Origin of the sequence: Komagataeibacter intermedius TF2 (assembly GCF_000964425.1) — a bacterium.
Taxonomy (GTDB): Bacteria; Pseudomonadota; Alphaproteobacteria; order Acetobacterales; family Acetobacteraceae; genus Komagataeibacter; species Komagataeibacter intermedius.
Genome location: NZ_BANF01000601.1, coordinates 1 through 22,098, shown reverse-complemented (window position 1 = coordinate 22,098; position 22,098 = coordinate 1). Strand labels below are relative to the sequence as shown.

Sequence of the window (22,098 nt, the reverse complement as noted above, 5' to 3'; positions counted from 1 at the left end):
TGACTTCCATCGCCCCACCAGAACAAATCACGAACATATAATCATGAAATCCGCCTGCACAAGGGACATCGAGCCGTGACATGACTGCTGAAACCCATAAAAAACCCGGTCTTGAGACGCTGCGGGCCGCGATCAGCCGTCTCGAAGGACACAGCGACCGACGCCGCAGGATGCTGCCTTTTGGCGTGCGCGAGATCGACATTCGCCTGCCCGGTGGCGGGCTGGCGCTGGGCGCCCTGCATGAAGTGGCCGGTGGTGGCAATGATGCCCTGCACAGTGCCGCCGCCGGTCAGTTCTGCGCCGGGATTGCGGCCCGCACGCGCGGCAAGGTGCTCTGGATCGTCACCCGTCAGGATGTGTTCGCCCCTTCCCTGAAACAGGTAGGGCTGTCGGCACGGCGAACCATTTTTGTCGAGGCCAGTTCGGACGTCGATGTGCTGGCCTGTTTCGAGGAAGGACTGCGGCATGGCGGCCTTGGGGCCGTGGTCGCGGAAGTAGCCCGCCTGTCCATGACCGCATCCCGCCGTCTGCAACTGGCGGCCGAGACGTCTGGCTCCCTTGGCATCGCGATACGCCGCTGGCGACGACAGACGGATGCGGCAGATTTTGGCCAGCCCACAGCGTCCGTCACCCGCTGGCGAGTGTCCGTCCTGCCGTCTGTGTCTTTGCCGGTGCCCGGTGTGGGCCGTCCCCGCTGGTTGCTGGAACTGATCCGCGCCCGCGCAGGCGAATGTGCCGATTTTGAAGTGGAGGCCTGTGATGCCAAAGGAAGGCTCGCCCCTTGTACCCCGGTCGCGGATCGTCTCGCTTTACCTGCCGCTCTGGCCGACGGATCGGATCAGGAAGCGACTTGGGCCAGACGCGCCCGCGCCTGAGACGCCGCTGGCGCTGGCCGGGCGTGAAGGACGGCGGCGGGTTGTCTTGTCGGTCGATCTCGCCGCCCGGAAGCTGGGGCTGCGCCCCGGCACGCCGGTCGCCAAGGCTCAGGCACTGTATCCCGATCTGGTGCTGATGGATGCCGATCCCGAAGGCGACCGGCGGGGGCTGGAGAAACTCGCCCTGTGGTTCCAGCATCGTATCGCGCCCATCGTGGCGGTCGACGCCCCGGACGGGCTGGTTCTGGACACAACCGGGGCGGATCACCTGCATGGCGGTGAACTCCCCATGCTCAAGGATATGGTTCACCGCATGGCGGGAGCGGGGTTTCGGGCAAAGGCCGTGGTGGCGGACACCTGGGGCGCTGCGCACGCCATCGCCCGCTACGGTCGGGCGCCGATTGCCGTCGTGCCGCCGGGTAACACCGCTTCTGTATTGACCGATCTTCCCCTTGCGGCACTGCGCCTGCCACCCACCATTATCGAAGGTCTGGCCACGCTGGGGGTATCCCGCATCGGACCACTGGCCGCCATGCCCCGTGCGCCTCTGGCACTGCGTTTCGGCCCGGATGTCGCCCGCAGGCTGGATCAGGCCTTTGGACGCATCGGAGAAGCCATCGTTCCGGTGCGCCCGGTTGATCCGGTCGAGGTCAGCCGCAATTTTGCCGAACCCATTGGCGCGGCCGAGACCATCGCCCGCTATATCGGCAAGCTGGTGCCGCTACTCTGTCAGGGGCTGGACGAACGCGGACAGGGCGTGCGCCGTCTCGATCTATTGCTGCATCGGGTGGACAGCCGTACCGAGGCGATCCGCGTGGCGACCGCCATGCCAGTACGCGATGTGAAGCGCCTGACCCGACTGCTGTGCGAGAAAATCGAAACGATCAATCCGGGGTTTGGCATCGAGCGCATGGTACTGATCGCGTCCCTGGCGGAACCCATGGACCGACGGCAGACGGTCTCCTCCCTCATCGCCGAAGAAGAAGCCGATGTGTCCGATCTGATCGACACGTTGGCCAACCGTGTCGGCATGCAGGCGCTGTATCGCTTTGCGCCGGTGGAAAGCGATCTGCCCGAACGCTCCTTCTGCCGCGTGCCTGCCTTGGCCCCCGAGGAGACGAAGGACTGGCCCGAGCACTGGCCGCGTCCCACACGTCTGCTGATGCGACCTGAGCCGGTGCAGGCCATGGCGGAACTGCCGGACCAGCCGCCCTTGTTCTTCATCTGGCGGGGCGTGCGGCGGAAAGTGAAATGCGCCGACGGGCCGGAGCGTGTCTTTGGCGAATGGTGGAAGAATGACGCGGAACTGACCATCGCCCGGGATTACTTCCGGGTGGAGGACACCAGCGGAGAACGGTTCTGGCTCTACCGGGCCGGCGATGGCGAGCATGGCGAAACCGGCTCACAGGGCTGGTTTCTGCACGGGATCTTTGGATGAACTCCTTGGCACCGCGCTACGCCGAACTGCAGGTGACGACGTATTTCTCGTTTCTGCGCGGGGCGTCTTCCCCGATCGAACTGTTTACGCAGGCAAAGGCCCTTGGCATCGAGGCACTGGGCATCTGTGACCGCAACTCTCTGGCCGGGATGGTGCAGGCCCATGTCGCGGCAAAAGAGGTCGGGCTCCGCCTTGTTGTGGGATGCCGTCTCGATCTGGCGGATTTCCCGCCCGTGCTGGTCTACCCAATGGACCGGGCCGCCTATGGCCGTCTTTGCCGCCTGCTGACCCTCGGCAAGGCCCGTGCCGGGAAAGGGAAATGCCATCTGCTCCGGGAGGATCTGGTCGCCTGGGGTGAAGGCCTGATTGTCGTCATGATCCCGGACACGGCGGATGATGCCTGCGCCCTACATCTGCGCAAGCTGAAGGACGCCTTTGCCGACCGGGCCTATATGGCGCTGACGCTGCTGCGTCGCCCCAATGACCAGATGCGGTTGTATGAACTGGCAAACCTGGCGCATCAGGCACGGGTGCCAACCGTTGTGACCAATGACGTTCTTTTCGATACCCATGACCGACGCATCCTGCAGGATGTTGTGACCTGCATCCGCCACAACACGACCATCGACGAGGCCGGGTTCGTCCGCGAACGTCATGCCGACCGTTATCTCAAGCCACCGCAGGAGATGGCCCGGCTGTTCAGCCGTTACCCTGAAGCGGTCGCCCGCACCATGGACATTGTGAAGCGCTGCCGCTTCTCACTCGACGATCTGGCCTACCAGTATCCCGATGAAGTGTCCGTGCCCGGTCAGACGCCGCAGCAGGCGCTGGAGGCTCTGACATGGGAAGGTGCGACACGGACCTATCCAGAGGGCATTCCGCAGGAGGTCCGCAAAAGCCTGAACCATGAACTCGGCCTGATCGGCCGCATGAATTATGCGCCGTATTTCCTGACGGTGAACAGCATTGTCCGCTATGCCCGTAGCCAGAACATTCTTTGTCAGGGTCGTGGCTCGGCGGCCAATTCTGCGGTCTGTTATGTGCTGGGCATCACCGCCATTGATCCGGCCCGAAACTCGCTGCTGTTCGAGCGCTTTGTTTCCGAAGAACGCGGCGAGCCGCCGGATATCGATGTGGACTTCGAACATGCACGGCGCGAGCAGGTCATCCAGTGGGTCTATGAGCATTACAGGCGTGACCGGGCAGCCCTGACGGCCGTGGTGATCCGCTATCGCGCCAAAGGGGCCTTGCGGGATGTCGGCAAGGTCATGGGCTTGCCGGAAGACCTGATCCGCACACTCTCGGGCCAGATTCACGGCTGGGGCCGCAGGCTGGACGATGACGCCCTGACTGACAGCGGTATTGATCTGTCGGACCGACGTGTCCGCCTGACGCTGGATCTAGCCCGCTGCCTGATCGGCGTGCCCCGCCACCTGTCACAACATCCCGGCGGTTTTGTGCTGACCCATGACCGGCTGGATGAACTGGTGCCCATCGAACCGGCATCCATGGAGGCCCGTCAGATCATCGAATGGGACAAGGACGATATCGACGTCCTGAAATTCATGAAGGTGGATATTCTGGCCCTTGGCATGCTGACCTGCATGAAGAAAGGTCTGGACCTACTCGGGGAACACAAGGGCCAGCATTTCACGCTTCAGAGCATTCCGGCCGAGGATCCGCGCACCTACGCCATGATCCGCAAGGCCGACACCATCGGTGTGTTCCAGATCGAGAGCCGGGCGCAGATGTCCATGCTGCCACGGCTCAAACCGCGCGTCTTTTATGACCTCGTCATTGAAGTCGCGATCGTAAGGCCCGGCCCCATTCAGGGGGATATGGTGCATCCCTATCTCCGAAGGCGCGAAGGGATCGAGCCGGAAGAGTATCCCACCCCGGAACTGGAAAAGGTTCTGAAAAAGACGCTTGGAATCCCGCTATTTCAGGAACAGGCGATGCAGGTGGCCATGATCTGTGCGGGGTTCACCGCTGCCGAGGCCGATCAGTTGCGTCGGGCCATGGCGACGTTCAAGAACACTGGTACCGTCTCGCAGTTTCAGACACGGCTGATCGAGGGCATGCGCGCCAACGGTTATGACGAGGACTTTGCAGAACGGATCTATCAGCAGCTCGAAGGGTTTGGGTCTTACGGATTTCCCGAGAGCCACGCGGCCAGTTTCGCCATTCTGGCCTATTCGTCGTCCTGGATGAAATGCACCCATCCAGACGTGTTTCTGGCCTCGCTTCTGAATTCCCAGCCGATGGGATTTTATGCACCGGCGCAGCTGGTCCGCGATGCGCGGGAACATGGCGTGGAAATCCGGCCAGTTTGTGTGAACGCGTCACGCTGGGACAGCACACTGGAAGGACCGGAAAGGCCCGATGGGATGTTCGCCGTGCGGCTGGGCATGAGTCTGGTGAAAGGGCTGGCCAATGACGATGCGGCCCGCATTGTTGCCGCACGGGCCTCACGTCCGTTTACGTCGGTCGATGATCTGTGGCGTCGGGCGGGTGTCAAAGCAGCCGCTTTGAACCATCTGGCCGAGGCCGACGCGTTCCGCCCTTCGCTCGGGCTGGCACGGCGCGAGGCACTATGGGCGATCAAAGCTCTGCGCGATGCTCCCCTGCCCTTGTTTGCGGCAGCGCAGGTAACGCGGGAAGCGGATGAGCCGGATGTGTTGCTGCAGCCCATGCGGGATGGGGCAGAGGTGGTGCGGGATTACAACCGGCTTGGCCTGACCCTGCGGGATCATCCCCTCACATTTCTTCGCAGGGATCTGCGAGAACGGGACATCGTCACCTGTCAGCAGGCGCTGGCGGCAAAGGACGGGAAGCGTCTCACCGTAGCGGGACTGGTGCTGGTCCGGCAGCGGCCAGGCTCGGCGGAGGGCGTGGTGTTCATGACGCTGGAGGATGAGACGGCCAACATGAACGTCATCATCTGGCCGGACATGTTCGACGCCAACCGGCGCGTCGTGCTGGGCGGCCAGATGCTGGCCGTGAAAGGCATGCTCCAGAAGGAAGGGGACGTCGTGCATCTGGTGGCGAAGGAGATCACCGATCTGTCAATATTGCTGGCGGACGTCGGGAACCGATCCTCCACAGGCATACGATGTGGCAGAGTGTCTGACGATGAGAACATATTTATCAAAGCTCGCAATTTCCACTGAACAAAGGCCCTCTGGAATGTCCACGCTATCACCTGACAATGATAAGGTCCTGATAGACGCCTTTGATTATTTCCTCCCCCGTTACAATTTTTCCGAACGTCACGCGATAACCATTCACGGTCAGCCTTCTGATATTCTTGATACCATCGCAGACTATCGGGTTCAGGATGACCCGCTTATACGCCAGGTTATCTCCCTACGAGAACTTCCAGGACGATTGTCAAAGCACCTGTCAGCCCCACCACTGGATCTGGATGATTTTACCCTTCTGGCCCGTACGGAACACACACTTGCCTATGGTCTGGCGGGAGCATTCTGGCGTGCTGATTATGGACTTTGCTCCCTTCCCTCTGCCGATGCTTTCATAGCCACAAAACAGGGAGATATCTGTAAACTGGTTCTTGGCTTTACTGTCGCGCCCATCAGCAGGAGCAGGTGTCGCCTCATAACCAAAACACGTGTTCTCTGCCTCAGTGACAAGGCCAGACGATACTTTACGCCTTACTGGTTTCTGATCCGTCCCGTCAGCGGATTGCTACGCCGTCGCATGCTCTGGAATATTCGCCGGATTATAGAGCAGAACTAAAGAAGTCGTATCCGGACTTTCAGCCTGCCTTACCATTTTCAGGGCAGTTTCATCATACCCGTCGGAAGTCTCTGTCCTTACTGATGTAAAAATAACAGGATAATAAGGCGGCTCGGGTGTTTCAACGATACTCATAAAACACCTGCCCTTTCCGATATAAGCAGAGAGAACCTGTCCAGAAACGCCTTAATTCTTTCACGATTTTGAGGATCAGACAGCACTTCGGATATTTGATCGGGCGTCAAGTTCATGAGACTGAACCGGAGAAAAAGATCATAAGAGAATTTGCTGCTGACCGTGCCCAATACAGTGCGCAGATCGACAAGCATATCGTCTCCCCGATGCGAAGCATGCATCAGGGCAATCGGTTTTGTCGTAAGAAGATTACCGGAGACAAGCCAGTCAATGGCATTTTTCAGTCCCCCAGGAATGCTCCGTACATATTCAGGGCTGGACACAATCAGGCCGTCACTCGCAGCGACCTGATTCATGAAGGCACATACCGGTGGTGGAAGTTCATCCGTTTCCAGATCCGGCGAGAAGACCGGAAGCGCGCCCACCTGATCAAACACTGAGATGGAAAATGTCGCTGGTGCCATGAACGACACGGCGCGCAGCATCGCGGTATTTGTCGAGTTGTGTCGTGCGCTGCCTGAAATAGCCAATATTTTCACGATGGCTCTTCAATTGTCATATTCATATAAAGCCCTGAATCTCTGGCAGAGGATAACACCTCATTCCGAGCTACGGATTAGCTCGCCTGTCGGTATGACTTTTGCATAGGCGAATGCCAATGCCGCCATATAGGCAGCATGTACCTGCCTTGCCGGAACCGCTGTCCCGTTGAACTCCAGATCACGCGTGGCGATCGCGTCATACACCACGGTCACATCGTATCCGAGATCGACCGCGGCACGGACAGTCGCGTCGATACATACGTGACTCATGGCGCCAAGGACCGTCAGTTTCCTGATGTCCCGCTCATCCAGAAGGGTCTTCAGTTCCGTATCCCTGAACGCATTGGGATGATGTTTGAGTACAACCGGCTCTCCCTTCTCCGGCAGGACGCACGCATTGATCTGCGCACCGACAGATCCCGGAACAAAGAACGGCGCATCGCTGGTTTCAAACTCATGCCGAATATGGATGACCAGCGTTCCGGTATCTCGAAAACGCGCCAGCACGCGCTTTGCGTTGGCGGCGACAGCATCGATCCCTATCAGTGGCCACCGTCCGCCGGAGAAATAATCGTTCTGCAGGTCAACAATGATCAGCGCCTGATCGGACATGGCTCTTCTCCCCACTCGAGCAAACTGTTTCACACGACGCTAACGCCTTCCTGATCACGCCCCCACTGGCAGAAATGACAAAAACAGGGCCATATCTGACAAATGAACCGTCAGCCCCCATTGGACATCGTTCTTGTCGCCTATCCTGCTGCCCAGAAGGCCGCGCTTTACGGGCTGACTGATCTGTTCAATGTCGCGGACGAACTGAGCCGCAAACGTCTGGAAAGAGCTATGCCCGTGTTGCGGGTTTTATCCGTCGCTCCGGATCAGATCACAGATCACCGTTCCCACGGAGCGGAAGAAAATGGCCCCCTGCCCACTGCACCATCCGTCGTGATCATTCCCCCCAGCCTGACGGGACCGCCTGCCTCCGAAACTGTTCCGGACCTGCTGGCGTGGCTGCGGGCCTGCCATGAAGGTGGCAGCATCCTGGCGGCTGTTTGTGCCGGGACATTTCTCCTCGCCGCCACCGGCCTGCTGGACGGAAGACCGGCCACCACGCACTGGAGCGCCGCCACCAGACTGCAACAGGCTTTTCCTGCCATCAGGATCGATCCGGATCGTCTTCTGGTGGATGATGGCGACATTCTGACGGTTGGCGGCATCATGTCGTGGCCGGATCTGGGCCTGCGACTGATTGACAGACTATTCGGCCCTGCTGCGATGCTGGAGACGGCCCGTTATTTGCTGATTGATCCGCCCCGACACGACCAGCGCCAGTACCGGCATTTCGTCCCGAACCTAACTCACGGTGACAGGACCATCCTGAAGGTCCAGCACTGGCTGCGCACGGAACCTGCCCGAAACGCCACAGTCGCCGACATGACACTGATGTCCGGACTGGAAGAACGGACTTTCCTGCGTCGGTTCCACAAGGCGACCTCTCATACACCACTCGCTTATCTGCAACATCTGCGGGTGGAAAAAGGCCGGAACCTGCTGGAAACCACAACCCTGCCGCTGGACCAGATTGCCTGGGAGGTCGGGTATCAGGACAGTGGGGCTTTCAGGAAAATTTTTACACGCCTCATGGGACAGACCCCAGCAGGCTATCGAAAGCGTTTTTCTCGTGAGCCAGATGCCTCGCCTGCTGCCGACAGGATCTGATTATTACCACCGTCCCTGTCCTCGCATGTGGCAGAAGTCCTTCTTTAGTGCCCGGCCAAAGACACCGCTGATTTCTTATTGCCTGCCTCAAAGGTGACCTGAGTGATTTTCTGTATCAGTTTTCCGACTACTGACCGCCTTGTCTTACCGACTGCCGGATCGGGCTGTCTGACCAAACAGAATCTTCTTCCCCTCTTCCGTCACGCTCGGCCGCACGGACAGATCCTTGCCTTTCTCATATGCCCGTATCGTTGCCGGGCGCGCGGCGATGGTCTCAAACCAGCGCTTCAGGCTCGGAAAGTCCTCAAGGTTCTGCTGCTGGCGCTGCCACGGCACAACCCAGGGATAGCTGGCCATGTCCGCAATGCTGTAATCGGCACCGCCGAGGAACGGCACCGCCGAGGAACGGCACCGCCGAGGAACGGCACCTGCGCCAGGCGCCGTTCCATCACGCCATACAGGCGGTTGGTCTCGTTGACATAGCGTGTGATGGCGTAGGGAATTTGCTCCGGCGCATACTGCCCGAAATGATGATTCTGCCCTGCCATCGGCCCCAGACCGCCGACCTGCCAGAACATCCATTCGGTAACCGCCGTGCGACCCCGGATATCCACGGGCAGAAACCGACCCGTTTTCTCTGCGAGATAGAGCAGGATTGCACCTGATTCGAAAACACTGATGGCCTCGCCGCCATCTTTAGGGTTGCGATCAATGATCGCGGGCATACGGTTATTGGGAGAAATAGCCAGAAATTCCGGCCGGAACTGATCCCCCGCACTGATGTCGACGGGATGAATGGTGTAATCCAGCCCGGCTTCTTCCAGAAACAGCGTGATCTTGTGACCGTTCGGGGTCGGCCAGTAGAAAAGATCGATCATGGAACGCGTCCTTTCTCAGAGGGTCGTCGGCTTCAACACGTCAGACAGCCAGATGTTCAGATCCCGGATTTCGGCCTCGATGATTGTATGATCCATGGGATAGGTCCGCCAGGTTATGTCATATCCCCAGCCAGCCAGATGACGGCGCGCTGCTGCGCCAGCAAGAGCCAGCGGAACAATGCCGTCCCGTGTTCCATGTCCCATGAAGATCGGTGTGGCGCGGCTTGCGGCAGTACGTTCCCGGCCGGTTGCGGGTGCCAGGGGCAGATAACCCGACAGATCGGCGATTCCGGCCAAAGGGCGCGAATAGCGCAGGCCGGTCATCAGCGACATTGCACCGCCCTGCGAAAACCCGCCGATCACAATGCGCCCCGGCACCATTCCCCGCTCGATTTCCCGATCGATCAGTTGCGTTAAATACGCCGCTGCTTCCTTCAGTCCGACCTCATCCTCCCGCACTACGAAGTTCTGGTCCAGCAGATCATACCAGGCGGGCATCCGCTCGCCCCCACAGATGGAAACGGGCCTGACCGGTGCATTGGGAAGGACAAAACGCACGGCACCAACTGTGCTCAGATCCAGCACCTGCGCCACGGGCCGGAACGTCTCGCCGCTGGCGCCAAGCCCGTGAATGAGAATGATGGTGGCCACCGGGTCGGGGCCGGTCGTAAATTCCAGTGGGACGCGGGGTGTCATCATGATGGCTGCTCCTCCTGTATCGCCTGTAATCAGTCACAGCGACGTGACCGCAGGCTTGATAGAGACCATGATACGGATACATACGTATTTATCGCAAGCCATCAAGGAGCCTGTCATGAAACTCGAGATCTGGTCCGACTATGCCTGCCCCTACTGTTATATCGGCAAGCGGTTTCTCGAAGCCGCCCTGGCCGAATTCGAACATGCCGGCGAAGTCGAGATCGTCTTTCGGGCCTTCGAACTCGATCCGACCTCGGGTCCGGCAGTGACTACCACAACGCTCGACCGCATCATGCGGAAATACGGCAAAAGCCGGAGCGACGCCCTGGCCATGATCGACCACATCACGTCCATGGGCGAGAGATGCGGTCTCGACATGCGTTATGCCTCGGTCCGCTACACCAATACCTTCGACGCACACCGGCTGACCAAATTCGCCGAACAGCACGAACGCGGCGCGGACATGACGGAGCGGCTGTTCCGAGCTTATTTCACCGACAACGCCCCCCTCGCCGACCATGATGTGCTTGTCGGCCTTGCACAGGATGTCGGTCTTGATGGCGACGCCGTGCGCGCCATGCTGTCGAGCACCAACTTCGCCGAAGATGTCAGGCGTGATGAAACCCATGCGTCACAGGCAGGCATTCACGGCGTGCCCTTCTTTGCCTTCGACGGCGCCTACGGTCTTTCAGGTGCGCAGCCGAAAGCACAATTGCTGGCCGCCCTGCGCCAGTCATGGAACGAAGCACGCAAAACCGCGTCCGAGAGCCCGACTACCGGCATGACCTGCGACAGCACGGGATGCGTCATCCCGACTTCCGGCTCCAGCACTCTCTGAGCAAAAACCGTCCCGCCTGGCGTTCCCGTCAGGCAGGCGCATCCTGGCGGGAGCGGTCGTATTCGGCGATCGTCTCCTGCGTGAGCGGATCACTGACAAGCGGGCCGAGGATGGAGTCCAGCAGACCGGGAAACCGGCTGTCCAGATCCTCGCGCCGCAGTTCAAGCCGGTATGCCCGACCGATATGGCGCTGCCAGACCACACCGCTGTCCCGCAAGGCGCGCCAGTGATGGGTCATGGTGGATTTCGGAATCTGCGGCAGCACATCGCAGCAGGGATGTTCGCCGCCCACGGCGATCGTCCGCACCGCAGCCAGGCGGATGGGATTACCCAATGCCGTCAGCACGGCTTCGAGCCGGATATCCTCGCGTTTCGGATGGCGTGCGATCATGCGTGGATTGGTACGCGTATCATGGGAGCGGGTCAAGAAAACGCTGCTTCCGAACCCCCGTCGCAAACCAGTTTCTCGACAAGGCTGGTCTTTTATACGTGTGTACGTCTATGTTCGTATCATTGAGACTCGTTCATGACGCCCGGAGGCCGCGTTGCCATCCAATTTCCTGCTTCCTACCCAGAGGCCAAAACGGGGCGCTGGCGCACCACGCCGAGCCTGGCTAGTTCTTGTTGCCCTGCTGCCGGGCCTCACAGGCTGCACAGTCGGCCCGACCTACAAGGCACCTCGGCCACCGAATGCCCCAACATTCGGCGAGACCCGGTCGGAAACAGCGACCATAGCTTCGTCTAACTCCCCGTATCAGGCCGCCGGAAAGCCAGACTCCAACTGGTGGCGTCTCTTTCGCTCGCCCCGACTGGACGCCCTCGTCACAGAGGCACTCCGGAACAACTGGTCGATCCAGGCGGCCCAGTCCAACCTGCGCAAGGCGGCTGAGGGACTTCATGCCGCGCAAGGCAGCCTGATGCCCCAGATCGACGCCACCGGCAGCGAAGGACGACAGGAATACGGGGCCGCCCTGTTCGGCCCCTGGGCATGGACCTTCCCGGCTTTCTCCGCCTACTCGGCAGGTCTCGACCTTTCGTATGATCCCGATATTTTCGGAGGCAACCATCGGCTGATCCAGATGGCTGCCGCGCAGAAGGATGCCGAACGGGAGCGCCGGGACGTCACGATGCTGCTGGTGGTCGGCGACACGGTCCTGACCGCCTTCGAAGCCGCCTCGACAGAAGACCAGATCGCCGTGGTCCGCAGCGTGATCGACACCGACCAGGAAACGCTCCGGCTGGCGACACTCGCCTGGCAGGCGGGCAGGAGGCCCCGGCTGGATGTCGTGACCGCCGAAGCACAACTGGCGCACGACCAGTCGCTTCTGCCGCCGCTGATCAACGCCCATGAAGCCGCGCGGACGGCACTGGCCGTCCTGACCGGGCACTCGCCCGCCAACTGGACCGCACCGATCCTGACCCTCGCCAATTTCAGCCTTCCGCCTGATATCCCTGTGGTCGTGCCATCCGATCTTGTCCATGCCCGTCCGGACATCATCGGCGCTGAAGCCGTGATGCGCGCGACGAATGCCGAAATCGGCGCCCGGACCGCTGACCTGTATCCCCGCCTGACCCTCAGCGCGACCGCCGCTGCCGAAGGTCTGATGGGTGGCCCCGCCGGCGCAGCATGGCGCCTGATCGGGGGCGCTGCTCTGCCGCTGTTCCATGGCGGCACCCTCATGGCCCGGAAAAAACAGGCGGAAGAAGATTACCGGATCGCTTTCGATCACTACCAGTCGGTGGTCATCAACGGCTTCCGTGAAGTCGCCGATGGTCTGAACGGCCTGAAGAACGCATCGACGGAGCTGGACAATCAGCTTCAGGCCCTGACTTCGGCCGATGATGCGCTGACTCTGAGCCAGGCCGCATACCAGGCGGGCCGGGAGACCATCCTCCAGCCGATCAACGCCCGGCGGCTCGTCCTGCTCGCGCGCCAGAACACAGTGCGGGCACAAACCGAGATGTTCCGTCAGACGGTACGGATCATGGTGGCGACGGGCGGTGGGCTGGCCGATGCCCGTGTCACACCCGATCAGTGGCGATCCGTCCGACTCGCCGCGCGATGACCGGCACCTGACTCAGTTTCATCCCCCAAATCCGGACTTCCCAGCCCTTTAAGTACGTATATACGCGTATAATAATTTCAGGAGATACCTGTGCGTTGCTTCTCCCTCCCCTGGCACCATGCCACCGCTCTCGCGGTGCTAATGTCCCTACCCGCCGTCGGCAGGGCTGCGGACACTCCGGCAACGGCGGTATCCGTCTGGCCGGTCAGACCCGTCCCTTTCGCCGCCCATATCGACACGATCGGTCAGGTCGAGCCGTTCCAGGGGGTGACGCTCTCCCCCGAAATCGCCGGCCGGATCACCGAACTGGATTTCGATTCCGGGGCGACCGTCCGAAAAGGCCAGTTGCTCCTGATCCTCAATGACGCGCCGGAACAGGGCGAGCTGACCCGTCAGACCGGCGAACTGCGGGCGGCCGAGGCCGATCTCGCCCGAGCCCGCTCACTCATCCGCACTGGAGTAGAAAGCCACGAGGATCTGGAGACAGCTACGGCGCGCTTCGAAGCCGCGAAAGGCAATGTCGCCAGAGTGCAGGCTGTGATCGACCAGAAGCATATCCGCGCGCCCTTCGACGGCGCCGTCGGGATCAGACAGGTCAATCTCGGCCAGTATCTGAATCCGGGTGACGCCATCGCCACGCTGACGTCCTACGCCCGGATGCGGGTCAACTTCATCCTCGCCGAAGAGAACGCCGCCAGTGTGCAGCTCGGGCAGACCGTCCACCTGACATTCGACACGACGCCGGGACAGGATTTCACCGCCACGGTCACCACCATCGACCCGCGCATCGACGGTTCGCATACGCTCTCCATTCAGGCCCTGCTCGACGCGCCGCCGGCCGACCTGCATCCGGGCACCTATGCCCATGTTTCCATTGCCGCGAAGGTGGCGCCACACCTCGTGGTCCCGGAAACCGCCGTCACCTATACCGCCTACGGAGAGACGCTCTTCGTCGAGCAGCCGTCCACCGATGGCCCCACCGTCACCGCGACGGCTGTACGCGCGGGCGACCGCCGCAACGGGTGGGTGGTCATCGACGATGGGGTGAAGCCCGATGATCGCGTCGTCACCAGCGGCCAGAACCGCCTCGTCACCGGCATGAAGGTGCGCGAAATTCCGGAAGTCCTGCCTCTGGCCGGCCTGCGGGAGCTGGCACAATGAGTTTTACTGATCGCTTCCTTCGGCGGCCTGTCCTCGCGATCGTCGTGACGATCCTGATTGTTCTCTTCGGGATCAAGGGCTTCAATTCCATCGCAACACGTCAATATCCAACCCTCGAAACCTCCACGATCCTGATCTCGACCCGCTATCCGGGGGCATCATCGGACCTCATGCAGGGCTTCGTGACCCAGCCGATCAGCGAGGCCGTCGCGTCCGTCGAGGGCATTGATTATCTTTCCTCCACCACCACGCAGGGCCTCAGCGTGGTGACGGTGCGCATGATGCTGAATTATGATTCCATGCGCGCCCTGACCGACGTGATGTCCAAGGTGAACGCCGTCAAATACCGGCTGCCGGAAGGCGCGTATGATCCGGTCATCAAACGCACCTCGGGCGGCTTCACCGCCGTCGCCTATATTGGTTTTGCCAGTACAACGCGGCCTCTCTACGAAATCTCGGATTATATCCACCGGGTCGCGGCACCGATGCTTTCGGGCATAGAGGGTGTATCCGAGATCAGTTATTTCGGAGAGCAGCGCCTTTCAATGCGGCTTTGGCTCGACCCAGAGAAGCTGGCTGCCAACGACATGACGGGCGAGGACGTGGCACAGGCCATCCGGGAAAACAATTTCCAGGCCGCACCCGGCCGGATACGTGGCGTTTATACGATCAGCAATATCAACCTCAACACGGATCTGAAAACGGTCGAGGAATTCCGTGATATGGTGCTGCGCTCGACCGGTGGCCGGGTTATCCGGGTGCGGGACATCGGGCGGGCGGAACTGGGGCCGGACAATACGGACACCAGTTCGCAGACCAGCACGCTTCGGCCCCCGAATGGCAAGCCGACACCACGTCCTTCGATCTTCGTGGGTCTGGAGCCGTCGCCAACAGGCAACCCGCTGACGATCATCTCGCGTCTCAACGAGATCATGCCGAAACTCAAAGCGACGCTTCCGCCGGGAATTGATGTCCGCGTTCCCTACGAGACCGCGCATTTCATTCAGGCGTCGATCGATGAAGTGACTGAAACATTCATCGAGGCGCTGCTCATCGTCATCCTTGTGATTTACCTCTCCCTCGGTACCGTGCGGGCGGTGATCGTACCGATCGCCACCATTCCGCTGTCGATGCTTGGCGCGGTCGGGCTGATGTATACCTTCGGGTTCAGTCTGAATCTGCTCACCCTGCTGGCGATGGTGCTGTCGATCGGGCTCGTGGTCGATGACGCCATCGTCGTGATCGAGAACGTCCACCGCCATATCGAAGAGGGCAAATCCCCCTTCGACGCCGCGTTACTCGGGGCGCGTGAGGTGGCAGGCCCTGTTGTCGCGATGACCCTCACACTTACAGCGGTTTACGCCCCGATCGCCTTCATGGGCGGACTGACGGGCACGCTGTTCCGGGAATTCGCACTCACGCTGGCCGGGTCTGTCATCGTCTCCGGTGTCGTCGCACTCACCCTGTCGCCGCTCATGAGCGCAAAGTTGCTCAAAGCGAAAGAAAAGGAAGGCTTCATGGAGCGAATGGCCGAGCGTGTCTTCGGCTTCATGACCGCGCGCTATGAAACCGTGCTCGATTTTTCGCTGCGGCATCGCTGGGTTCCACTCGGCACTGCGGGGGTAATCTTCCTTCTTATTCCGGTCATGCTGCACGTGTCTCAGAGCGAACTGGCCCCCAATGAAGACCAGGACATCGTCTATACGGCGGTCAAGGCCCCGCAATACACCAATCTTCATTATGTCGAGACCTACGCCCAGACGCTTTACGAGAAGATGTCTGAAATCCCGGAAGGCCATAGCCACTGGCAGATGAACGGAATTGACGGCATTGCCAATAGCGTTGGCGGTGTCAATCTCGATGACTGGGGGAAGCGGAAGCGTAACGCCGATCAGATCCAGATGGACCTGCAACAGCGGGTCGCTTCCATCCAGGGGACCAGCGTCTTCGTGTTCCAGATGGGCGCACTACCGGGTTCAACCGGCGGCCTGCCAGTCCAGATGGTTATCCGCGGTGATGACAGCTATCGCAACGTCTTCGGCGTCATGTCACACCTGCGGGAAGAAGCCTCCAAAAGCGGTCTGTTTGCCGTGGTCGATAGCGACCTCGCCTTCGATAATCCGGTTGTCCGGGTTACGGTCGATCGGACCAAAGCCAATGCGCTCGGGATCCGTATGGAGCGGATCGGCAACGCGCTGAATACGCTCATCGGGGAGAATTACGTCAATCGCTTTGGCTATTATGGCCGGTCCTATGACGTGATCCCGCAGGCCGTTCCGCTGTCCCGCCTGACCCCTGACGCCCTGAAGACCTATTATATGCGCGACCAGAACGGCCATCAGGTACCGCTGTCAGCCCTTGCCAGCGTGCGCGTCGATGTCGAACCCAACCGCCTGCCCCAGTTCGGCCAGCAGAATTCCGCCACGTTTCAGGCCATTCTCGCCAAAGGTGTGACGATGGGTGATGCCGTGAGCTTCCTGAAGGCAAAGGCGGCAGAGTTCCCGCCCGGCTACAGCTATGACTGGCAGTCTGATTCACGACAATATGTACAGGAGGGAAACGCGCTCATTTTTGCATTCCTTTTCGCACTGATTGCCATCTATCTCGTCCTGTCGGTTCAGTACAACAGCTTCACCGACCCGGTCATCATCCTTGTCAGCGTGCCGTTATCCGTGTTCGGAGCCCTTATTCCGCTCGCTCTCGGTGTGACGACCTTAAATATCTATACGGAAATCGGACTCATTACGCTGATCGGACTGGTCAGCAAGCACGGCATCCTGATGGTCGAGTTCGCAAACGAGATCCTTCATCGTGACAATGTAGACCGCAGGACAGCAATCGAGACGGCCGCCGCCATCCGTTTCCGACCGATCATTATGACCACGGCAGCAATGGTCGTGGGGCTTGCACCTCTGGTCATCGCTACGGGTGCGGGTGCTAATAGCCGCTTCGGACTGGGCACGGTGATCGTCGTCGGCATGATCGTCGGCACGACCATGACGCTGTTCGTGCTTCCCTCGGTCTATACGATCATCAGGCCGCGCCGTGGCAAAACGGTCTGACGCGCTATGAGCAAACTTGCTGACTTTACAGTGAACTGCTTCATTCACCAGAAAGACAGGTAAGGGGGGCAAGCGGAAGGTCGGCTATTAGGTAGAAAATTATACAACCAACCATTCGTGCAGCCAACGTGGATCACAGCTTCGCCCTATTGCGGTCGTTTTCACTCTGATTATTTGATCTGGCGACTGAACTTTTAAGTTTACGGAGTGATGATATCAACTCCATCGACCTGCTTTACACCAGCTGGTAAAAGAAGCTTTTCTAACCAGCCAATCGGCTTCCCTCGCTCGGAGCAGCACGCAAAAAACGCTCGTTGCATGGCGCGGGTAAAAGCGACGAAAAATGAATTGAGTTCCTCATTACGCTCCGGTGAAAGGCTCCACCATGTTTGGGCATCAAGCCCGAAAAAGATCACAGTGTGGAATTCAAGACCTTTACTCTTGTGAATTGTCATGAGCGGGATCTGATTTTTACCTTCGAAGCGATCAAGAACATCATTCCAATTCACAGCGTTCTCGACGCAGTCTCGCAAAAGGATCCGAAAGCCGTTGTGCACGCGCTGAAAATCAGCATCGCGCCGATATTCGGGATAAGCTTGCCGCAGACGCTCCACCCCGACGAAGTCCAAGGTCTGCGCGAACAGCCGGTTAGCCACTGCCGTATCAAGCGGCTCGTCACGCATTATCTGTCGAAGGTTCCTAGAGAACTCTCCAATCTCGCGCTGTAATCGCTCCTGCACGGTTTCGTCGTCCGAGCTAACGTTTGCCAATGCTTGCAGGCGATCTTGCGCCGCGCTCCAGGCTTCTGGTGCACGGGCACTTGCCCCAAGCCTTAGAAGTGGAAGAATTACTTCCGTAAGAGGCTCGACTAACAAATCCTGGATGGCAATTTCACCGACGTTCCTGGCAAGATTCCGTAATGTCAGGCCGTGATCACGCAGAACGGGTGCAAGCTCGTCCTCAACACTATTAGCGCGCATACGCACAAGGATGGCAACATTGTGCGGTGCAACGCGGCCTTCGTCGACTTCTCTTCTGATCCATCGCGCTATCATCTGCGTTTCCTGCTCACGGTTGTCAAAACGCCAAATCGCTGCCGTTGCGCCGTCGACCTCCAACTGTCCTCGGGCCTCGACCTCTTCAACGTCGGGATCAATCTGTCGTGCGATGACCTGTTGAATGCCGACAAGCGCCTCGTGTGATCTCCAGTTCCTGAGAAGGGCATGGCGAACAGCATTAAAGCCGTCAACAAACTCATCGAACGCATTATTCATAGCTCCCGCCCAACCCATAATTCTCTGCTTATCGTCTCCGACAGCAGTGAAGATAGAACGGCTTCCTCTGAATGCAGTATTTACGAGACTATACTGGGCATAGGTCGTGTCCTGGAATTCATCCAGAAAAACAAAGGGATAGGTCAGGCGCAGAGCGCGCTTGATCCTTGAGTTCGAACGCAGCATGTAATCAACGAGGCGGTTGATCATTGCGAAAGAAACCAGTGCTCCGTCCGGCATGGCGTACTGGTCATCCCAGTAAGCTCGAAGCAACTCTCTTGTGCACAGCTTTTCAACAGTTTTTTCAAACGGCAGTGGGGTGCGGGCGATCGCTTGTTCAAACCGATCAGAACTGACATCCGGACGACCGTGCCTTTTTAGGAATAAGTCGAAGTCTCGTCGTGTGGGAAAGGCAATGCTGTAGTCGATTGGCGGACGATAAGCGTTGGGGATCGCAAGACGGAAATGATCCAGCATATGCTTCGTGAATGCATCGAAAGTCATTGAGTGAAACCTGCGGGCCTGATTCGCAGGGCAGCGCTGGCGAACCCGCGCAGCAAGATTTTGTGCGGCATCGCGTTTAAAGCTAATCGCAAGGATGCGTTTTGGCTCGGGACAAAGGCCGGTCTGGAGAAGGTAGGCGGCCTTCTGGGCGAGAAATTCGGTCTTGCCAGCGCCAGCGCCAGCGGTAACGCACACGCTATGTGTAGCTTCTCGCAGAGCATCCCAAGCTCCTGGTTCAAGGTCATCGACACCTTGCGGTCGCCAATCCTCCGGTGCGACTGGCATCACACTTCATCCGGCTTGGGAAACAAAACGTCTCGTACATGATCGATAAGGGCGCGCAATTCCGGTGGTGCGCCGCGGGCGAGGTCTTGACGTGTGATCCTGCTCAACGCGGCAAGGTGCGTTTCCGGCTTACTTCGACTAAGGAAAAGATACGGATACCAAGCGAAACTATCGTCCCACTGGTCGCCTTTGTAGATACCCGGCTTCCCGTTGGTTTTGAGGACGACCGTCTTTTTCTCGGCAATCGCCTCCTCCGTTGTCCTGGGACCTCGGCCGCCCGGATTGGGATGTTGGTAAGCAGCCGGAAACGCCTCCAGCATTGCAAAATCTAGGTCGATGGGATCGGAAAAGAAAACGGCTTCATGCCTGAGGGCTTGAAGCCAGTTATTATCTTCCCAGACGTCCAGAACATCTTCATCAACCAGATCGTCGAGATCATCGAGATCGATCGTGCCATCAACGATGAGGGGATTTGCGGTGAAATCGCGGCCTATCTGTTTGAGAGCAGCGAAGGCGCTTCGGATCATGTTGGCGCCGCCATGGGCTCGACCAAGGTCAAAATCCAACAATGTTGCGTAGGGAATGCCAAGATCGGTGAACAGTCTCCAGAAGTGTGAGACATAGCGGCCGCCTAAGGGGACGATCGGCACAAAAGAAGGGTCAAGCTGCACGCCTCTGACTTCAGCAAGCCTAGGGAGAACAATCTGCTCCGAATCCCCTTCAGCCAGAATCACGAACCGTGCAAAGTAGAGTTCAGGGTAAGAGCGAACTGCGAGGCGCACATAGGTGCTTGCTTCCGTATCGCCTTCAGGCAGAGTTAGCTGCTTCACGGAGGCGCACCGCGTCTGTCGGTCAAGCCGAAAATAGCGGACCTCGTCCGCCTCAATACGTGAGAGGATACTCGCACTATGGCTTGAGATGAGCGCCTGAGCCGTGTCCATTTCTCCGATTTCCCGTGCCTGCGTCATGATCCGAGACAGAAAAAACGGGGAAAGACTGTTTTCAGGCTCCTCAATCGCAAGGAGAGTCAGGTGGGTGCGGCGGAGCTTTTCCCGATCAAACGGGCTTTCCGTTGCAGCGAGTGTAAGCGCTGCCTGTTCAGTTTCTAGCGTCGCAGCCGTCAGAGCAATGTGGAAAAGCGAACGCTGACCGTCACTGAGATCGGCAAGGACCCGATTTCGACCAGCTTCGTCAGGATGGAAAACAAATTCCGCGCGCCGCACCAGTTCTTCGATTCTGCTTTCGATCAGCCGAAGATTAGGGGTCGTATCCGTGTCGCCCTCGTAAACCTGCTGCCACCTGTGCGTCAGGCGCTTAATGATGAAGTCTGCTGGCGCCTCTTGCTCAAACTGTTTTTGGATAAGCTCGGCGCCTTCCGTCGCGCGAGCGCCAAGGTCAGTAGACCAGAGCGCCGCTCTCCAGAGGCGACCTTTTAGAAGCTCGGTTACACGGTCGGTGGCGTTGCGCAGGGCAGGAACGTAGATGACCTGGATACTCGCGCGATCAACGGCGGAGACCTTTGGACAAGCGTCCCAGTCAAATTCGTCGTCGAGTGTCGTGATCCATCTGATATCTTCTTCTACCGTGCCGTCCAACGTACCGTCTTCCATCCATCTGGCGACAAGCCGGATACGCACCTTTAGCGGTCCATCAGGCTCCGATGCAGCCATTTGGTTGAAAAAATCGGGAACAGAGCTGGCGTCTTCGTCCTCTTCATCATCCAACTCAGGGAAACCGAGCATGCACTCGATTTCAAGACACCGTCCGTCAGGCAGTTCCTCCTCGTTCTGAGCGATATGGAAGTCTTTTTTTGTAACAGTCCTATCCGTCCTCATTACACCAAATAGACGGGAAAGCGCTTGAAAAAGCGTTGTCTTGCCTGCACCGTTTCCCCCAACGAAAGCAGTCACCTGCTCTTGTAGACTCACTTCCGTCCATTCGGGACCAAAGCATCGAAAATTTCGTATTGATATAGTTTCGATTTTCATGAAAAGATCTCGCTATGATTGCTCTGTGCACTTTTTTAAGAGCGGTTGAAGAAATATCTACTCCCAGAATTCTGTTTTAATCAGCACAGTTCTCAACCTCTCATTATTGCATTTCAAATTACAAAATTTTTCCGTAAAATCCGAATAAGCGCTTTGCACGAATATTTCGTACATCGTTGTAATTGTCATTTAGACACTTAACTGACCAGTCAGTTAAGTAAATGGCAGCTATTCTCGACATAGGTAGCACTGTTAACTGCCAGCCAACTTTCGACCCAACGCGTCAATAGGAACCTGCACTATTCATGTCCGTTATGCGGAACGCGATTTGGAAACCTATATGTCCGAGTTGAGGGCGGAAGCCGACATGAAAGCATCGCTGCGTCATATCGCTCCCTGCACCAGCCACTCTTTCAGCTTCGACCATCGCCGCCTTCCGCCCTGATTACGCACGGCGATGGCCAGCGCCTTCTTCTGGCCCACCAGCACGACGAGTTTCCGGCCACGTGTCATCCCCGTGTAGAGCAGGTTCCGCGCGAGCATGGCGTAATGCTGCGTCACCAGCGGGATGACGACAGCCGGATATTCCGATCCCTGGCTCTTGTGGATGGTCGCGGCGTAGGCCAACACCAGTTCGTCCAGCTCGCCAAAGCCATAAACGACCTCCCGTCCATCGAATGAGACCGTCAGTTCACCCTCTTCGATATCGATCCTGTCGATAACGCCGAGATCGCCATTGAAAACATCCCGGTCATAATCGTTGGCGATCTGCATCACCTTGTCGCCCGGCCCATAGGTCCAGCCAAACCGCTCGACCTTCACCTCGCCTGGCGCGTTCAGCGCCTGCTGCAATTCGATATTCAGCGACCGCGCCCCAA

18 protein-coding genes are annotated in these 22,098 nt (G+C 58.8%); 9 read left to right on the top strand and 9 right to left on the bottom strand.

All coding sequences use genetic code 11. The annotated features are described in order from the left end of the window. Positions 1–80 precede the first annotated feature (80 nt). From B7449_RS18740 to B7449_RS18725, 4 genes are read left to right on the top strand one after another with little or no spacing between them, the layout of a single operon-like run. Positions 81–875: an ImuA family protein gene (locus B7449_RS18740; protein ID WP_039733257.1), complete on the top strand. Its 795-nt coding sequence runs from the start codon at positions 81–83 to the stop codon at positions 873–875. Next, positions 760–2,313, top strand: coding sequence for a DNA polymerase Y family protein (locus B7449_RS18735; RefSeq protein WP_235721231.1), 1,554 nt, complete (start codon positions 760–762; stop codon positions 2,311–2,313). The genes B7449_RS18740 and B7449_RS18735 overlap by 116 nt, the downstream gene beginning before the upstream one ends. Then, positions 2,310–5,483: an error-prone DNA polymerase gene (locus B7449_RS18730; RefSeq protein WP_048884063.1), complete on the top strand. Its 3,174-nt coding sequence runs from the start codon at positions 2,310–2,312 to the stop codon at positions 5,481–5,483. Before B7449_RS18735 ends, B7449_RS18730 begins: the two co-directional genes overlap by 4 nt. 16 nt (positions 5,484–5,499) lie before the next feature. Continuing rightward, positions 5,500–6,069, top strand: a complete 570-nt coding sequence (locus B7449_RS18725; RefSeq protein ID WP_235721229.1) for a hypothetical protein — start codon at positions 5,500–5,502, stop codon at positions 6,067–6,069. A gap of 131 nt (positions 6,070–6,200) precedes the next feature. Here the strand turns inward: B7449_RS18725 and B7449_RS23230 are convergent, their stop codons facing one another. Both B7449_RS23230 and B7449_RS18715 read right to left on the bottom strand, forming a co-directional pair. Further along, entirely contained in the window at positions 6,201–6,743 is a 543-nt protein-coding gene (locus B7449_RS23230) for an NADPH-dependent FMN reductase (RefSeq protein ID WP_039733182.1), read from the bottom strand. Positions 6,744–6,803: 60 nt separating this feature from the next. Further along, on the bottom strand, positions 6,804–7,358 hold the full coding sequence (locus tag B7449_RS18715) for a cysteine hydrolase family protein (RefSeq protein WP_039733181.1): 555 nt from the start codon (positions 7,356–7,358) through the stop codon (positions 6,804–6,806). A 102-nt stretch (positions 7,359–7,460) separates the two neighbouring features. Here B7449_RS18715 and B7449_RS18710 point away from each other — a divergent pair, with 102 nt between their 5' ends. Further along, complete coding sequence (locus B7449_RS18710; RefSeq protein ID WP_039733180.1) at positions 7,461–8,465, top strand: GlxA family transcriptional regulator; 1,005 nt, start codon at positions 7,461–7,463, stop codon at positions 8,463–8,465. A 144-nt stretch (positions 8,466–8,609) separates the two neighbouring features. Here the strand turns inward: B7449_RS18710 and B7449_RS24665 are convergent, their stop codons facing one another. The 3 genes from B7449_RS24665 to B7449_RS18700 are packed head-to-tail and all read right to left on the bottom strand — an operon-like array spanning position 8,610 to position 10,042. Further along, positions 8,610–8,822, bottom strand: a complete 213-nt coding sequence (locus tag B7449_RS24665) for a glutathione S-transferase family protein (RefSeq protein WP_407660757.1) — start codon at positions 8,820–8,822, stop codon at positions 8,610–8,612. After that, a complete protein-coding gene (locus B7449_RS18705) occupies positions 8,753–9,343 on the bottom strand; it encodes a glutathione S-transferase N-terminal domain-containing protein (RefSeq protein WP_407660756.1) in 591 nt (196 codons plus the stop codon). The genes B7449_RS24665 and B7449_RS18705 overlap by 70 nt, the downstream gene beginning before the upstream one ends. Before the next feature lie 15 nt (positions 9,344–9,358). After that, entirely contained in the window at positions 9,359–10,042 is a 684-nt protein-coding gene (locus B7449_RS18700; protein ID WP_235721228.1) for an alpha/beta hydrolase, read from the bottom strand. Between the two features lie 115 nt (positions 10,043–10,157). Here B7449_RS18700 and B7449_RS18695 point away from each other — a divergent pair, with 115 nt between their 5' ends. After that, the gene (locus B7449_RS18695) at positions 10,158–10,880 is read left to right on the top strand and encodes a DsbA family oxidoreductase (protein ID WP_039733179.1); all 723 of its coding nucleotides are present in this window, start codon (positions 10,158–10,160) and stop codon (positions 10,878–10,880) included. A 28-nt stretch (positions 10,881–10,908) separates the two neighbouring features. Here the strand turns inward: B7449_RS18695 and B7449_RS18690 are convergent, their stop codons facing one another. After that, positions 10,909–11,307: an ArsR/SmtB family transcription factor gene (locus tag B7449_RS18690; protein ID WP_235721227.1), complete on the bottom strand. Its 399-nt coding sequence runs from the start codon at positions 11,305–11,307 to the stop codon at positions 10,909–10,911. A 118-nt stretch (positions 11,308–11,425) separates the two neighbouring features. Between B7449_RS18690 and B7449_RS18685 the strand changes: the two genes are divergently transcribed. The 3 genes from B7449_RS18685 to B7449_RS18675 all read left to right on the top strand — a co-directional run bounded on the left by B7449_RS18685 (position 11,426) and on the right by B7449_RS18675 (position 17,169). Then, positions 11,426–12,946, top strand: coding sequence for an efflux transporter outer membrane subunit (locus B7449_RS18685; protein WP_039733177.1), 1,521 nt, complete (start codon positions 11,426–11,428; stop codon positions 12,944–12,946). A gap of 141 nt (positions 12,947–13,087) precedes the next feature. Further along, positions 13,088–14,107 (top strand): efflux RND transporter periplasmic adaptor subunit, encoded by a 1,020-nt coding sequence (locus tag B7449_RS18680; protein WP_048884062.1) that lies wholly within the window; start codon positions 13,088–13,090, stop codon positions 14,105–14,107. Continuing rightward, complete coding sequence (locus tag B7449_RS18675) at positions 14,104–17,169, top strand: efflux RND transporter permease subunit (protein WP_039733175.1); 3,066 nt, start codon at positions 14,104–14,106, stop codon at positions 17,167–17,169. The genes B7449_RS18680 and B7449_RS18675 overlap by 4 nt, the downstream gene beginning before the upstream one ends. Positions 17,170–17,369: 200 nt before the next feature. Here the strand turns inward: B7449_RS18675 and B7449_RS18670 are convergent, their stop codons facing one another. The 3 genes from B7449_RS18670 to B7449_RS18660 form a co-directional block, all read right to left on the bottom strand. Then, positions 17,370–19,232, bottom strand: a complete 1,863-nt coding sequence (locus B7449_RS18670; protein ID WP_039733174.1) for a UvrD-helicase domain-containing protein — start codon at positions 19,230–19,232, stop codon at positions 17,370–17,372. Further along, entirely contained in the window at positions 19,232–21,220 is a 1,989-nt protein-coding gene (locus tag B7449_RS18665) for an ATP-dependent nuclease (protein ID WP_082084951.1), read from the bottom strand. The genes B7449_RS18670 and B7449_RS18665 overlap by 1 nt, the downstream gene beginning before the upstream one ends. A gap of 384 nt (positions 21,221–21,604) precedes the next feature. Further along, positions 21,605–22,098, bottom strand: a 494-nt coding sequence (locus tag B7449_RS18660; protein ID WP_048884061.1) for an ATP-dependent DNA helicase, incomplete at its 5' end; no start/stop codon positions are given.

Coding starts and splice junctions, on each gene's coding strand:
- B7449_RS18740 (WP_039733257.1), top strand. CDS start 81: ATGACTGCTGAAACCCATAAAAAACCCGGTCTTGAGACGCTGCGGGCC.
- B7449_RS18735 (WP_235721231.1), top strand. CDS start 760: ATGCCAAAGGAAGGCTCGCCCCTTGTACCCCGGTCGCGGATCGTCTCG.
- B7449_RS18730 (WP_048884063.1), top strand. CDS start 2,310: ATGAACTCCTTGGCACCGCGCTACGCCGAACTGCAGGTGACGACGTAT.
- B7449_RS18725 (WP_235721229.1), top strand. CDS start 5,500: ATGTCCACGCTATCACCTGACAATGATAAGGTCCTGATAGACGCCTTT.
- B7449_RS18715 (WP_039733181.1), bottom strand. CDS start 7,358: ATGTCCGATCAGGCGCTGATCATTGTTGACCTGCAGAACGATTATTTC.
- B7449_RS18710 (WP_039733180.1), top strand. CDS start 7,461: ATGAACCGTCAGCCCCCATTGGACATCGTTCTTGTCGCCTATCCTGCT.
- B7449_RS24665 (WP_407660757.1), bottom strand. CDS start 8,822: ATGGCCAGCTATCCCTGGGTTGTGCCGTGGCAGCGCCAGCAGCAGAAC.
- B7449_RS18705 (WP_407660756.1), bottom strand. CDS start 9,343: ATGATCGATCTTTTCTACTGGCCGACCCCGAACGGTCACAAGATCACG.
- B7449_RS18700 (WP_235721228.1), bottom strand. CDS start 10,042: ATGATGACACCCCGCGTCCCACTGGAATTTACGACCGGCCCCGACCCG.
- B7449_RS18695 (WP_039733179.1), top strand. CDS start 10,158: ATGAAACTCGAGATCTGGTCCGACTATGCCTGCCCCTACTGTTATATC.
- B7449_RS18680 (WP_048884062.1), top strand. CDS start 13,088: ATGTCCCTACCCGCCGTCGGCAGGGCTGCGGACACTCCGGCAACGGCG.
- B7449_RS18675 (WP_039733175.1), top strand. CDS start 14,104: ATGAGTTTTACTGATCGCTTCCTTCGGCGGCCTGTCCTCGCGATCGTC.
- B7449_RS18670 (WP_039733174.1), bottom strand. CDS start 19,232: ATGCCAGTCGCACCGGAGGATTGGCGACCGCAAGGTGTCGATGACCTT.
- B7449_RS18665 (WP_082084951.1), bottom strand. CDS start 21,220: ATGAAAATCGAAACTATATCAATACGAAATTTTCGATGCTTTGGTCCC.